A 13,281-nucleotide genomic window follows, 5' to 3' on the forward strand; every position below is an offset into this window, starting at 1 on the left:
CCAACGGGCGGCGCAGAAAGTTCGCCACGCGCCGCTCAATGCGCGCGGCTCAGTAGTTCATAGCTCGCATCGTCGGCCGCGCCCGATTGCTGACCGCGACGCCAGCCGATAGCTTGCCGATAACTGCCCCTGAGCGTCACCGCTGCCTCGACGCTCACGCCCGGCGTCGTCTGGGGTGCGACATATAGCGCGTCTTCCGGACAATACAATTCGCACATGAAGCAGGTCTGGCAATCGTCCTGCCGCGCAATGAGCGGCACGCCGTCTGTCGATGCCGACGCATCGAACACATTGGTCGGACATACGCGCACGCAGATGTCGCAGCCGGTGCAACGGTCCGGATCGACAATTTCGATCATGCGGCGATATCCTCATTCGCTTCATGGCGCATCGCGTGGCGCGCAACCCAGACTTCGTCCAGACCGCCGCTCAGCAGGCGATGCCGCTGTGCCGCATCGGCCTCCGGGTAATCCTGCCGACGCGCCATGCCGCGCGTCTCCGTGCGGGCGAGCGCACTGCGATACATCCACCGCGATACGGCAAGCATGGCGACGGCTTCGCGAGCGCGCACCGCCTGATTCCGATCCGATGCCGCCGCGCCTCGCACGCTATGCCAAAGGGCATCGAGGCGGCCCAGCGATGCTTCGAGCAGGTCGGCGCGACGGGTCCAGTTGCGCTGCGTCGGCAGCACTTCGTCCTGCACCGCGCGGATGAGCGCGGCGGAATCGATCGGCGCGTTGCCGCCGCCGTCGCGCAGGGTCGCGCGGGCCGCCTGGATCAGCGTTCGCGGCGTGTACAACGCGCGCGCCGCCCGGGCGTGTTCGGCTGCGCCGGCGCCGGCCCAGAAGCCGGAAGACATAGCCCATGCAGCATTGTGGCTGCCGCCGCCCGTGAAGCCGCCGCAGATTAGCTCGCGCGTGGCGGCGTCGCCAGCGGCATAGAGGCCCGGCACGGAGGTCGCGCAAGTTGCATCGGTCACGCGCAGGCCGCCCGTGCCCCGAACGGTGCCTTCGAGGCGCAACGTGACAGGGAAATGCTGAGTGAAGGGATCGATGTCCAGCCGGTCGAACGGTACGAAGAAGTTCGGCTGCGAACGGCGCATCCACGCACGGATGTCGGCATCCGTGCGATCGAGGCATGCAAACACCGGCTGCGATTCCAGCACCTTCGCGATAACCCCGCGCCCATGCGACGAACCCGCCCCGGGAATCGCCGTCCCGGTTGCATCGTAGAAAGTGGCCCAGTTATAGAACAGCGATTTCGTCACCGACGAAAATGCCGGACCCAAACCGTAGGCGTTCGAGAATTCCATGCCGGAGAATTGGGCGCCTGCTTCGGCGGCCATCAGATGGCCATCGCCCGTCAACACATTGCAGCCGAGCGCGGTGCTCAGAAACGCACAGCCGCCCGTCGCAATGACCACGCTGCCCGCCCGCGCGCTCCAGGTCTCGTCCGTCTGCCGGTGAATACCCGCCGCGCCCGCCACCACGCCGCGCTCATCGACCAGGAGTTCCAGCGCAGGACTGTGATCGAGAATGCGCACGCCCGCCTCTTTCACGCGCTTGCGCATCAGGCGCATGTATTCGGGGCCTTGCAAGGAGGTTCTGTGCGCGTTCCCCGCCTCGTCGATGGGAAACGGATAGCCCCATTCCGCGAGTCGCTCGCAGTTCACGTAAGTCTGTTCCAGCACGCGATCCATCCACGCGTGCTCGGCAAGTTCGCCGCCGAGCGTATAACGGCTCGCACGCGCGCGCTCGCGGGCGTCCTTGTCGCGCGGCACGTGCCAGACGCCCGTGCCCGACGGTGCCGTGGCGCCCGACGTGCCGCAGAAGCCCTTGTCCGCAAGCACCACACGAGCCCCCTTTGCCGCGGCGCTGATCGCAGCCCACGTGCCCGCCGGACCGCCGCCGACAACGAGCACGTCGACTTCGTAGTGACGTTGTGGACCAGTCACGCCTGCAATCTGCGTCATTCGTGTTCCTTCCATGCGGCGAGCCGCTTTTCGGCGAACAGCACGGTTTGGTTGAACGTGAGTCCGAGCAAAGCCAGCGCGATAATCCCTGCGTACATCTTCGGAATCTCGAAGGTGAACTGCGAATAGTTGACCAGATAGCCCAGACCCGCCTTCGCACCGACCATTTCCGCCGCAATCAGCACGAGAATTGAATAGGCTCCCGCGACGCGGATGCCCGTAAACACCGACGGCACAGACCCGGGCAAGACGACCTTCCCGAACAGCTGCAGCGGCCCAAGGCCCATAGACCGCGCGGAGCGGATCAGCAGTGGATCGACGTTGCGCACGCCGCTCACGGTGTTGAGCACGACAGGCCAGATGCACGAATAGACGACCATCGATACCTTGGACGTTTCGCCCATGCCGAGCACGAGCACGAACACCGGCAGCAGGGCCAGCGGCGCGGTATTGCGAAACAGTTCGAGGAGCGGATCGAGGACTTCTGCGAGCGTTCGATACCAGCCGATGAGCAAGCCCAGAGGCACGCCGAGCACGACCGCGATCGCAAAGCCGCTCAGCGCACGCGCCGCACTGGCAAAGACATGCACGCCAAGCTCCCCCGACAGCGCCATGTCGCACAGCGCGCGAAGCACGACGGAAAACGGCGGCAGGAAGGTCGCATCGACCCAGTTCAGCCGCGGCAGCGCTTCCCACAACGCCACGAACACGACGATAGCGATGCTCGACCGGACTGCGCGCACGAGGCCGCAGGCGGCGCCTGGCGGTGCGGTTGCGCCAATGACTGTACTCATGGAGGTTCCTTCCAGGGTGGATCAGGCCGCGTGCGCAACCTGCAGTTGCCCCGAGCCGCGACGTGAGCGAATGAGCTGCCAGACCTCGTGCCGAAGCCGGACGAATTCCGGCGTCGCGCGCACGTCCTCGCCGGCATCGTTCTTTGACACGTTGACCGGCAACACATGCGTGACGCGTCCGGGTGATGCCGCCATGACCAGCACGCGCTGACCGAGATAGATGGCTTCGTCGATCGAATGCGTGATGAAAACGACGGTCGTGCCGGTGCGCTTCCAGATGCGCAGCAACTCGTGCTGCAAGGTTTCGCGCGTCTGCGCATCGAGTGCGGCGAACGGCTCGTCCATCAGAAGGACGTCGGGTTCATAGGCGAGCGAACGCGCGATGGCGACGCGCTGCTTCATGCCGCCCGACAACTGATGCGGGTACCGGTCTGCGAATTCGCTCAATCCGACAAGTTCGAGAATGCGCCGCGCCCGTGCCAACCGCTCAGCTTTCGGAACACCTTTCGCCTCCAGCCCGAACGCGACATTGCCGAGCGCCGTCCGCCACGGAAACAGCGCGTATTGCTGGAACACAATCCCGCGATCCAATCCCGGCCCTTCGATCTTGCGTCCGCCGATCAGAATCTCGCCGGCATCCGGCAGCGTCAGCCCGCCGATGAGATCGAGCAGCGTGGTCTTGCCGCACCCGCTCGCACCAACGAGCGAGACGAATTCGCCCGCGGCTACGTGAAAGGAAACGCCGTCGAGCGCCGCGAACGGATTGCCCCGGTTCACGCGATAGCTCTTCGCGACATTACGCACATCGATCGATGCACTCATTACTGTGTCTCCCGATGCATCAGTGGCTGGCAACCGTCTGATCGAACGGATTGAACCGGTTGGAATACACCGCTTCCGGCTTGACCTGTCCCAGTTTGAGCACGCCGTTCTTCACATACCAGTCGATGTACGTCGTGAAATCCTCCGCTGCGATCACGCCGCCCTTGCCGCCCACGCCTGGCGACTTCCAGTAATTGACGATCGTCGTGTCCTCGTTGCGATGCCGCGCCTCCACGATCTTTTTCAGGCGTGCCACGACCTCATCTCGCGGCGTCGTACGCGTCCATTCGATCGCGCGGGCGGTGCCATCGACGAATTTGCGCACGGTGTTCGGGTTCTGCGCGATAAAGCGGTCCGTGAACAGATAGCTCGCGTAGCCGTAAGAGCCGAACTGCGCGTAGTCGGTGGTGAGCAGACGCGCGCCGCCGTCGGCAAGCAGCTTCTCCTTGATGATGTCTTCGAGAAAGATCGCGTCGAGCTGCTTCTGTTTGAGCAGTTGCGCGAGATTAACGGGCGGCGCGGGCACGAACGTCACGCGATCGATATCGGACTGGGACAAGCCCGACTTCTGCAGATATGCGGTCACGAGATATTGCTGGTAAGCACCTGGCGTATTGACGCCGATCTTCTTGCCGATGAGATCGCGCGGGCCCTTGATCGCACTGTCCTGCAAGACGAACAGACCGCCGTTGGTCTCCTTGTCCGTGCCGACATACGAAATCACCGCCTTGACCGGCGCATGCGCCGCAACGAGCTTGACGATGGAGCCGTTAAAGGCGCCGCCGAAATCGACATCGCCGGTCACGGCCGCCTGAATGTCCTGCGGCCCGCTGATCGTGTTGCCGACCCATTTCAGCTTGATCGGCGCGAGATAGCCCAATTCTTCGGCAAGCTCTGGATACAGGACCTTGCTCGCCCAACCCTGATAGCGCAGTTCGAGCTTTTCGGGCGTCTGCGCGAGAACAGCCGACGCGCTCGCGGCGAACGCGACGACCGGCAACGTTACATGAATGAAGCGCTTGATGACAGTCACGCGTTGTCCTCCAGTCAGAACACACCGTCGTGTTCGAGCGTGATCCGGTGAATGCGCCGTTTCGCCGCGCCGTAATCACGCGCCGCATAGTGCTGCACTTGCCGGTTGTCCCAGATGGCGACATCGCCCTGCTTCCATTCGAAGCGCGCCTGCACTTCCGGTGTCTTGATGAGATCGTAGAGATAGTTGAGCAGGCTCTGACTCTGCGTCTTCGATACGCCGAGAATATGGCTCGTATGCCCCTCGTTGACGAATACGAGTTTCCGCCCGTTCTCTGGGTGCGTCTTGATGACGGGGACTTCGATCGGCGGATACTTCTGTGCCGCATCACGCACTCGCGCTAGTCCGGCCTCGACGCTGTTCTCTTCCGTGCCCTCGGGAATCTCATAGCCGCTCAGAAGATCCGCGAGCGCGGCCTTCTTCGGCGAAGCGAGGAATGTATTCACCGCGGTCAGCTTCTCGAAGTAGCGGGCCAGATCGGCATCCAGCAAGTCGTAGACTGCCGCCGACGAGGCCCAGATCGTATCGCCACCGCCGCCTTCCGGAATGTCCTGCGCATGAAGGACGGTGGCCCTTGGCGGCTGATGCTGCCACGAAACATCGACATGCCAGTTGTCCGTACCGCCAGATCGTGTCTTGTCGCCGCCGTGCGCAATGACCTCGATCTCGGGAAAGCCGGAGACGGCCGGGAGATACACGTTCTTGCGGATCGGGTTGCCGAAAATCTTCGCGAGCGCCACGTGCTGCTCCGGCGTGAGCGCCTGCTCACGAAAAAAGATCACGCCGTGATCGACCAACGCCTGACGCAACGTCCGGCGATTATCCTCGCTGAGCGGCGCAGCAAGATCAACGTTCTCGATGACCGCGCCGACGAGCGGCTTGTAGCGCCGCACGCGCAGATCCTGATGGCCTTCGGTTTGCGACTGCGCGTCTCGATGATCAAGCACCGTGCTCATAAGTTTCTCCGTCGTCGTTGAGTCGTTCAATCAGACCATCGGAGTGCGGTGCTTCGCAACGAACAAATCGATGCAAGCGTATGAGCGCATCGTCAATGACGCTTTTCACGTGAGCGCTAGAATGCTTCTTGCAATGCGTTACATACGCAATGCCTCAGGATGTCCTATATTGCAACGTTGCACTTGTTGCCGACGTACGATCATCGATCGCCGGATGGATCGACCATAATAAGCTCGGCACGCATGGGCTGATAACGATCGAATAGTCCATTCGTTTGCGCGAATAATCGACGGAAGTATGGTGTGATCGTGCCGCGAAACCGGATACGGTGGGCTGCGGGCCCGACAGCAACGGAGCATCGTTGATGCGCAACGCCTACGTCGAGGTCCGCTTCAACCAAAGGCAGGCGCGCGTCGCAATTCGATCCCACTGCGAGACGACGCCGGGCTTATCGCGGCCACCCGCACCCGGCAACTGGCCCTGTCGTGGCGAACGCCATCGATACTATTCGCAAGCAGCTCTTCGCGAACGCGATCATTCTGATCGACCTGCGCCCGCGGAGACTGCAATGGGGTGTCAGTCCTTGGTCCTGATCGGCCAGATCGCCTTTTGCGCGGCGTTGAACTGCGGATCGTATTCGACATCCACTTTCACCTTCTTCCGGATCGCGTGGCCGTCGTACAGAATGTCGGCGATCTTCTGCTCCTGACCGAGCAGGCCGGCGTCGAATTTCACGAAACTGCCGCTACGGACCTGATATTCGAACGCGGCGCGGTCGTCGGAGATTTTCAGCGTGTCCTTGAGTACGCCGACTACCTCGTCCTTGTGTGCGTCATGCCAGGCCCAGTAGCCGGACAAACGCGAGAAGAAATCCTGGAAGGCGGCGACCTTGTGCGGGTCTTTCAGGTCGGCGGATGTGGTCGTCCATACGTTGAGTGCGGGAATTTGCGTATCGCGATCGGCCAACAGAATATGTCCGGCGCCTGACTTGATGGTCGGCAGAATCGGCCCGAGCGCCCCCGAATAGACCTCCACTTCACCCGCATTGAAGCCGGCCGCGGAGGTCGCGCCGTCGGCGAATTTGATCGGCTGGATATCCTTTTCGGTCACGCCGGCCTTGACGAGCGTGGCGAGGTACTGCGAATGGTTGTAGCCGCCGTAGTTATAACCGACCTTACGCCCCTTGATTTCCTGCACGCTGTTGATGTTGGCACTCGTGCGCACGGCCGTCACGACCGGCGGATATTCCTTCGAATAGAAATTCCGCCAGCCTGCCACGATACGCAGCGGCGTGGAGTCCTTCGTCCATTCCGTGCGGGAATTGGCCTGCTCGATCGTAAGGGACGTATCGCCCATATGTCCGAGATCGATCTTGCCGGCATAGAGCGCGGAGAGATTGGCGGCGGGCCCTGTCAGCAGCACCCATTCGATCTGGTAGGGCGCACCATTGATCACGCCCGACTTACGGATCAACGCCGGGAAGGCCGGGTCCTGGTAGGCAATCACAAGCCTGGTGTCCTTCAGGTCGGGCTGGCTTTGCGCCGCGGCCGTGCCGCAGAGGCTGAGCGTGGCGGACGCCAGAAGTACGGACATGCCCGCATACAGGGATTTCATCAGCGACATAAATACCTTGAATGGATGATTGAAGAAATCAGGTCAGACTGAGCGAGAACTGCTTGAGCAGGTCCCGCTTGAGCGCGTTGAATTCCGGCGACGTCACATCGCGCTCCCGGGGGAGATCCACTCGCGTTTCGTGGCAGATGCGGCCTTTGGAGAGAATGACTATCCGGTCGGCAAGTATTAGCGCTTCGTCCAGATCGTGCGTCACGATAACGAGGCCGAATGTGTACTTGGCCCACAGTTTCAGCACCAGGCTCTGCGTGCTGCGGCGAGTGAAAGCGTCGAGTGCGCTGAAGGGTTCGTCCAGCAACATGAGGTCCGGGCGGCGGTAGAGTGCCCGCGCCACTGCAACACGCTGCGCCTGGCCGCCGGACAGACTGACGGGCCAGCTTTCGAGCTTGTCTTCGAGTCCCACGTCTTGCAGCGCCTCGCGCGCGCGGTCTTTTGCGCCGGGCTTGTGCGCCTCGTCCAGCAGAACGTTTTTCCAGACCCGCAGTGCCTGAATCAACCTCGGCTCCTGGAATACGACCGACGTGTTCTCCGAAACTTCGGTTCTGCCGCCTGAAACCGCTTCGAGGCCGGCGAGCAGCCGCAGCACTGTAGTCTTGCCCGTGCCGGACGGACCGACCAGTGCAACCGCTTCTCCCTTCCTTACCGCGAAGTCGACGTTGTCGAGCACGGTGTTGTCGCCGTAGCGTTTTTTCACACTGGATAGTCTCGCCACGACCGGCGCTGAATCGTGCTCGGGCTGAAGCAGTGCTTGCGGCTGATAAGCGATTTCAGACATGGGTGCCTCTCCAGACCAGAGCCTTGCGCTCGACAAGACGCAGGAACGCGTCCACGCCGATGCCGAGCACCGCATAGACGAGTATTCCGGCGATGATGATGTCGGCCCGCTGGAATTGATTCGCGTTGTTCAGAATGAAGCCGATACCTGCGCTTGCATTGATCTGCTCCGCGGCCACCAGAGCCAGCAGCGATATCGCCGCGGAATAACGGACGCCGACGAGAATGCCCGGCAGTGCCGTAGGCAGAATGATCAGCCGTATCTGATGGCCGCGAGTCAGACGGAACGTGCGGCCGAGTTCCAGCAGTTTTGGGTCGATACCGCGAATGGCGTGATAGGTGCTGAGATACATTGGCGAAATTGCCGCGCCCACGATCAGCGCGATCTTGGACAATTCGCCGATGCCGAACCAGACGACGAAAATCGGCACGAGCGCAATGAACGGGATGGTGCGCAGCATCTGCAACACGGTGTCGAAGCCACGCTCGGCCGATTTGCTCAGACCTGCGGCCACGCCCAACAGCAGGCCCGCGCCGCCACCGAGCAAAAGACCCAATGCTGCACGGGCGAGCGAAATTTTTAGCGCATCCTGCAGGTCGCCGGACTGCAAGAGTTCGCGGTAGGCCGACAGCACGGAGACAGGCGCCGGCAACACGAATTCGCTGACTACGCCCGTCGAAGAAGCCAATTGCCATAGCGCGATCAGCAGTACCGGGATCAAGGCGCGCAAAAACGGCTCCCGCAACGTCTCGAATCGCGAAGAGGCCGCGACGGGAGACGGCGCGGGCGTCGCCGCCAGGGTGGACTCTCTGGTAGACATACGATTCCCTGAAAGAATGAAATTGACTAGGTATCCGTATTAACTGGACTCGCCGGGCCGACCGTCAGACGACAGCGCCGGAAGACGTTGCCACGATGTCCTCGGGCGCCTCGGCATCGCCATAGCGGCTTGGAGGACGCGGAAGGCCGTAGTGCTCACGCAATGTCGTCCCTTCATAATCGCGCCGGAAGATGCCCTTGCGCTGCAGCAGCGGCACCACGTGGTCGACGAAGTCCGCAAGGCCGGCGGGAAACACGTCGGCATTGAGATTGAAGCCGTCCGCGGCGCGACCGGTGAACCAACGCTCGATGTCGTCGGCAATCGTCTCGGGCGTTCCCACGACCATCCGGTGTGCGCCGGGATTGCGGTCGAGCAGTTCGCGCACCGTCAGGTTTTCACTTCGAGCGAGCCGGACCGTCGAGTGGATAAATCCTTGCGAAACATCGGACCGGTTTCCCTTGTCGATCAGGTCGTATGGCAACTGCGCGTCCAGATTCAGGTCCTCCGCGTGGACGCCCAGCGCCCCGGCGAACTTCGCGAGTTCGGCGCCGCGATCGAGTAGCGCATCCATCTCCGCCTTGCGCTGACGTGCCTCACTCAGCGTCCCGCCGACCACCGGATAAAGCCCCGGCAACACCAGCAGATGATCGGGATTGCGTCCGTGCACGGCGGCACGCGCCTTGATGTCGCGGTAGAACTGCTGCGCGCCGTCGAATGTGGTCTGGGCCGTGAATACCGCATCGGCATGGCGAGCAGCCAGTGCTACGCCGGCGTCCGAGCCGCCCGCCTGCACGAGCACCGGCCGCCCTTGCGGGCTGCGCGGCAAATTCAACGGTCCGCGGACCTGAAAGTGACGGCCGTGATGAGCGATGGCGTGCACGCGTGCCGGATCGGCGTAACGTCCGCTAGCCTGGTCGGCGACGAGCGCGCCGTCTTCCCAGCTGTCCCAGAGCTTGAGCACGACATCGACGAACTCTTCCGCACGCGCATAGCGCTCCTGTTTGTCGGGCGATCTTGCAATGCTGAAATTGGCCGCTGCGTCCGGGTCGTAGGTCGTCACGGCGTTCCATGCGACCCGGCCCGCGCTCAGATGATCGACTGACGCGAAGCGGCGTGCGAGATTGAACGGGTCGTTGAACGTCGTCGATGCCGTACCAATGAGGCCAACGTGTCGTGTCACGCCCGCGAGCGCGGTGAGCAGAACGGTGGGCTCCAGCGACTGCGCGGGCCCGTGCGCGTGGCCGCGCAAAGCGAGCGCATCGGACAGAAACACCGCATCGAGCTTGCCGCGCTCTGCGATCTGCGCGATCTTGGCGAAGAAACCGAGATCGGTGATCGACTTCGGGTTGTCGAGCGTACGCCAGCCAGCCGGATGACGGCCCGTGCCGGTGACATTGGTGTTCAGATGGAAAGTCCGCGGCGCGCTCATGGCCGTGCTCCAGGCAGTCTGAGCCCCGCTTCTTCCATTAGCGGCAGCACGGCTTCACCGAAGTAGGCGAGATCTGGTTCGAAGTCGAAGAAGGTGAGTTGCACGCCGTCGATGCCCGCAGCCTTCAGGCGCAGCAGATCGTCCACCACGCGTTCCGGCGAACCGATGATCTGGATGTTGCCGCCAAGAACGCGCTGCTCGCGCTGATGCCCCTTCCAGGCTTTCGCGTCGCTGCGGCGGCCGGTAAAACCATCGACCGCACCGAAATCCGCCTTCGAGAGGATCGCATCGTGATAGGCCTGCGCCTCCCGCTCGGTCGGCCGGCAGACGATGGTCGGATTGATCAGCGTGCGTACCTGGCGGCCGTGAGCCGCGGCCCGTTCCCGCACCTGTGCGCTATGCGCCGGCAGGACCTCCAGCGCCGCGTCGATCTGCGCGCCAGCCGAGCTCGTAATGAAGATCAGATCGGAGTGCTGCGCCGCGTAGTCGATCCCAGCGGGCGAACTCGTGGCGTTGACCAGCACCGGCCGGCCGAAGCGCGGCTTCGGTGAAACGAATGCATTGCGGGCTCGATACCACTTGCCGTCGAACGTCAGGTTGTCGTCGAGCGACCAGAGTTGCTCCATGAGATCGACGAACTCGCCGGCCATCTCATAGCGCAGGTCGTGCTCGAAGTGTCCTTCGCGGCCAAACATCTCGGCCTCGTCGACAGAATGGCCGGTGACCATGTTCAGCCCCCAACGCCCGCCTGAAATATGGTCGAGCGTTGCACCGAACTTCGCGAGATGCAGCGGATGCAGATTGCCGTACAGGATATGCAGCGTCGAAATGAGCAGGATGCGGTGCGTGATGGCCGCCAGCGATCCGATCGCGATGAACGAATCGAGCGATTCGCGCCGGTAGCGCATCGCGCCGCCGTGGCCATCCTTGCCGAGCCACTGCGCAAGCCCGAACACGAGGTCGAAGCCGAGATCCTCCGCCTTGCGGGTGAGGCGCGCGTTGTAATCGAAGCTCCAGTCGGTCGTGCGCGGCAGTGTCGACATCGACCATCCGCCGCTCTGGATCGGCAGGAACAGACCCAGCATGAGTGGCTGAGCGAGCGCCCGCGAGAGTGGACTGTCGGGGAAACTGGCAGGAGACAAGGTCGACATGAAACACCGCGTTAAGGATGAGCGTGAAGAGACATTGGGCTTCGCGCATTGACGCGAGCGTCCTCAGTGATCGGCCCGTCGTTGCTCAGCACCGCGTGGGTCCGATCAGCGGGAGTCGGCGCCGCAACGGGCGCGTTATCGTCACGCGGCCGCTGCCGCCCGTCGCCCGCGCTGCGCTCAGCCGTTCTCCGCGTACAGGCCGCTCAAAGCGCGCAACTCCGCCGACATGCGCACCCTGAGCACAGGGCACGGAATCCTTTTCCCGCCAGCCGGATCTGCAGATTTTGGAAGAAAAATTCCGTTTTATTCTATGGGGCCTGTCGTGCTCCCCCAACCAAGCAATTCGTATATGCAATTCTGCGCAGCCATGTCGACATCCCTTCTCTTTCAACAAGCGCGGAATGCCAATCGCCGCTTCCCGCAAAAGCGGATATCCATATGACAGGTCGATGGTTAATCCACAGCCGTGCCCGACCTAGAATGACCTCCGCGCTGCGCCAGAGCCTGCTGGCGTCAATCCGTCATTCTGGTGATCTTCATGTCCCGATCTATCCATCTCAATCTGTTCGTTCACGGCCGCGGCCATCATGAGGCAGGTTGGCGTCATCCCGGTGCATCACGGCACGCGCTGACCGATATCGATTACTTTGGACAACTGGCCATGCAGGCCGAGAAGGGGCTGTTCGATTCGCTCTTTCTCGCCGATTCGCTCGCGCTCGGCGACGGCGCCCAATTCGTGGCCAGCGGCGCGCTGGAACCCATCACGACGCTGGCCGCGCTCGCCCACGTCACGCAGCGTATCGGCCTGATCGCCACCGCCTCCACCACCTACACGGAGCCATTCAACCTCGCCCGCCAGTTCGCTTCGCTCGATCACATCACGCGCGGGCGGGTCGGCTGGAACATCGTGACCTCATGGGTGCGGGGCGCCGGTCCGAATTTCGGTCAAGACCAGCAGATCGAACATGCGGAGCGCTACGCGAGAGCACATGAGTTCCTCGAAGTCGTCACGGGGCTGTGGGACAGTTGGGCCGACGACGCCGTCACCGACGACGTCGCGGCAGGACGCTACCTGGATCCGTCGCGCATTCGCGCAATCAACCACAAGGGCGAGTTCTTCAAGGTCGCGGGACCGCTCAACCTGCCGCGGCCGCCGCAAGGCTGGCCGGTGCTCGTGCAGGCGGGTTCGTCGGCGGCGGGCAAGCAGTTCGCCGCCAGATACGCCGAAGCTGTGTTCACCGCGCATCTGACCAAGGCATCCGCGATCGATTTCTACGCAGACCTGAAGACCGCCGCCGTTTCGCAAGGGCGCTCCGCGGATCAGCTCGTGATCCTGCCCGGCCTCAGCGCGGCGATTGCGTCGAGCGAGGCGCAGGCCCACGCGCTTCTTGAAGAACTGAATGGCCTCACGGAGATCAGCGTGGGACTGGAGCGTCTGTCCAACCGTTTTGGCGGCCACGACTTCTCTCGTCTGGACCTGGACCTACCGCTTTCGGCGGACGACTTCCCCGACCCCGCGACGGTTCAGGCGGCACAAAGCCGCGCGGCGGTCATCACGAGCCTCGTGGCGCGCGAGCGTCCAACCCTGCGAGCATTGCTGCACCAGCTCGCCGGCGCCCGTGGACATTTCACGCTCGCGGGCACGCCGGAACGCGTGGCCGACGTGATAGCGGACTGGGTCGAAAGCCGGGCGGCAGACGGCTTCAACCTCATGCCGCCGGTCCTGCCGGCGCAGCTCGACGTGTTCGTCGACCAGGTCGTGCCGATCCTGCAGAGACGCGGTCTGTTCCGTCGCGAGTACGAAGCGGACACCTTGCGCGGTCACTATGGGCTGACGCGTCCGCAGAATCAGCACTTTCCCGCCTGAGCGATCCGGCGTCTCACGATAATTTTGCA

12 protein-coding genes are annotated in these 13,281 nt (G+C 62.9%); 1 reads left to right on the forward strand and 11 read right to left on the reverse strand.

Annotated features, from left to right (window positions below; genetic code table 11):
- Positions 1-35: 35 nt before the first annotated feature.
- The 11 genes from ACOCG7_RS22425 to ACOCG7_RS22475 all read right to left on the reverse strand — a co-directional run bounded on the left by ACOCG7_RS22425 (position 36) and on the right by ACOCG7_RS22475 (position 11,385).
- Positions 36-359, reverse strand: coding sequence for a 4Fe-4S dicluster domain-containing protein (locus ACOCG7_RS22425; RefSeq protein ID WP_083083549.1), 324 nt, complete (start codon positions 357-359; stop codon positions 36-38).
- Positions 356-1,972, reverse strand: coding sequence for an FAD-binding protein (locus ACOCG7_RS22430; RefSeq protein ID WP_347143070.1), 1,617 nt, complete (start codon positions 1,970-1,972; stop codon positions 356-358). The genes ACOCG7_RS22425 and ACOCG7_RS22430 overlap by 4 nt, the downstream gene beginning before the upstream one ends.
- Positions 1,969-2,766, reverse strand: a complete 798-nt coding sequence (locus ACOCG7_RS22435) for an ABC transporter permease (RefSeq protein ID WP_421380033.1) — start codon at positions 2,764-2,766, stop codon at positions 1,969-1,971. The genes ACOCG7_RS22430 and ACOCG7_RS22435 overlap by 4 nt, the downstream gene beginning before the upstream one ends.
- Before the next feature lie 21 nt (positions 2,767-2,787).
- Positions 2,788-3,588 carry an ABC transporter ATP-binding protein gene (locus ACOCG7_RS22440; protein WP_083083546.1) on the reverse strand — a complete coding sequence of 267 codons (801 nt, stop codon included), beginning with the start codon at positions 3,586-3,588 and terminating at the stop codon, positions 2,788-2,790.
- Between the two features lie 19 nt (positions 3,589-3,607).
- A complete protein-coding gene (locus tag ACOCG7_RS22445) occupies positions 3,608-4,621 on the reverse strand; it encodes an ABC transporter substrate-binding protein (RefSeq protein ID WP_227470698.1) in 1,014 nt (337 codons plus the stop codon).
- Between the two features lie 14 nt (positions 4,622-4,635).
- Positions 4,636-5,577 carry a TauD/TfdA dioxygenase family protein gene (locus ACOCG7_RS22450; RefSeq protein WP_421380038.1) on the reverse strand — a complete coding sequence of 314 codons (942 nt, stop codon included), beginning with the start codon at positions 5,575-5,577 and terminating at the stop codon, positions 4,636-4,638.
- 577 nt (positions 5,578-6,154) lie between these two features.
- Positions 6,155-7,192 (reverse strand): ABC transporter substrate-binding protein, encoded by a 1,038-nt coding sequence (locus tag ACOCG7_RS22455; RefSeq protein ID WP_227470695.1) that lies wholly within the window; start codon positions 7,190-7,192, stop codon positions 6,155-6,157.
- A 37-nt stretch (positions 7,193-7,229) separates the two neighbouring features.
- Positions 7,230-7,985: an ABC transporter ATP-binding protein gene (locus ACOCG7_RS22460; protein ID WP_083083542.1), complete on the reverse strand. Its 756-nt coding sequence runs from the start codon at positions 7,983-7,985 to the stop codon at positions 7,230-7,232.
- Complete coding sequence (locus ACOCG7_RS22465; protein ID WP_421380043.1) at positions 7,978-8,805, reverse strand: ABC transporter permease; 828 nt, start codon at positions 8,803-8,805, stop codon at positions 7,978-7,980. Before ACOCG7_RS22465 ends, ACOCG7_RS22460 begins: the two co-directional genes overlap by 8 nt.
- 64 nt (positions 8,806-8,869) lie before the next feature.
- Positions 8,870-10,234 (reverse strand): LLM class flavin-dependent oxidoreductase, encoded by a 1,365-nt coding sequence (locus ACOCG7_RS22470; protein ID WP_421380046.1) that lies wholly within the window; start codon positions 10,232-10,234, stop codon positions 8,870-8,872.
- Positions 10,231-11,385: an LLM class flavin-dependent oxidoreductase gene (locus tag ACOCG7_RS22475; RefSeq protein ID WP_083083539.1), complete on the reverse strand. Its 1,155-nt coding sequence runs from the start codon at positions 11,383-11,385 to the stop codon at positions 10,231-10,233. Before ACOCG7_RS22475 ends, ACOCG7_RS22470 begins: the two co-directional genes overlap by 4 nt.
- Positions 11,386-11,923: 538 nt before the next feature.
- Between ACOCG7_RS22475 and ACOCG7_RS22480 the strand changes: the two genes are divergently transcribed.
- Positions 11,924-13,252, forward strand: a complete 1,329-nt coding sequence (locus ACOCG7_RS22480; RefSeq protein WP_421380049.1) for an LLM class flavin-dependent oxidoreductase — start codon at positions 11,924-11,926, stop codon at positions 13,250-13,252.
- The last annotated feature ends 29 nt before the right edge of the window (positions 13,253-13,281 follow it).

Origin of the sequence: Paraburkholderia sp. DD10 (genome assembly GCF_049177125.1) — a bacterium.
In the GTDB taxonomy this organism is placed as follows: Bacteria; Pseudomonadota; Gammaproteobacteria; order Burkholderiales; family Burkholderiaceae; genus Paraburkholderia; species Paraburkholderia terricola.

What these genes read in the sequence shown, in the direction of transcription:
- ACOCG7_RS22450 (WP_421380038.1), bottom strand. Translation starts at nt 5,577, where the DNA reads ATGAGCACGGTGCTTGATCATCGAGACGCGCAGTCGCAAACCGAAGGC.
- ACOCG7_RS22430 (WP_347143070.1), bottom strand. Translation starts at nt 1,972, where the DNA reads ATGACGCAGATTGCAGGCGTGACTGGTCCACAACGTCACTACGAAGTC.
- ACOCG7_RS22435 (WP_421380033.1), bottom strand. Translation starts at nt 2,766, where the DNA reads ATGAGTACAGTCATTGGCGCAACCGCACCGCCAGGCGCCGCCTGCGGC.
- ACOCG7_RS22425 (WP_083083549.1), bottom strand. Translation starts at nt 359, where the DNA reads ATGATCGAAATTGTCGATCCGGACCGTTGCACCGGCTGCGACATCTGC.
- ACOCG7_RS22475 (WP_083083539.1), bottom strand. Translation starts at nt 11,385, where the DNA reads ATGTCGACCTTGTCTCCTGCCAGTTTCCCCGACAGTCCACTCTCGCGG.
- ACOCG7_RS22480 (WP_421380049.1), top strand. Translation starts at nt 11,924, where the DNA reads ATGTCCCGATCTATCCATCTCAATCTGTTCGTTCACGGCCGCGGCCAT.
- ACOCG7_RS22470 (WP_421380046.1), bottom strand. Translation starts at nt 10,234, where the DNA reads ATGAGCGCGCCGCGGACTTTCCATCTGAACACCAATGTCACCGGCACG.
- ACOCG7_RS22440 (WP_083083546.1), bottom strand. Translation starts at nt 3,588, where the DNA reads ATGAGTGCATCGATCGATGTGCGTAATGTCGCGAAGAGCTATCGCGTG.
- ACOCG7_RS22460 (WP_083083542.1), bottom strand. Translation starts at nt 7,985, where the DNA reads ATGTCTGAAATCGCTTATCAGCCGCAAGCACTGCTTCAGCCCGAGCAC.
- ACOCG7_RS22465 (WP_421380043.1), bottom strand. Translation starts at nt 8,805, where the DNA reads ATGTCTACCAGAGAGTCCACCCTGGCGGCGACGCCCGCGCCGTCTCCC.
- ACOCG7_RS22455 (WP_227470695.1), bottom strand. Translation starts at nt 7,192, where the DNA reads ATGAAATCCCTGTATGCGGGCATGTCCGTACTTCTGGCGTCCGCCACG.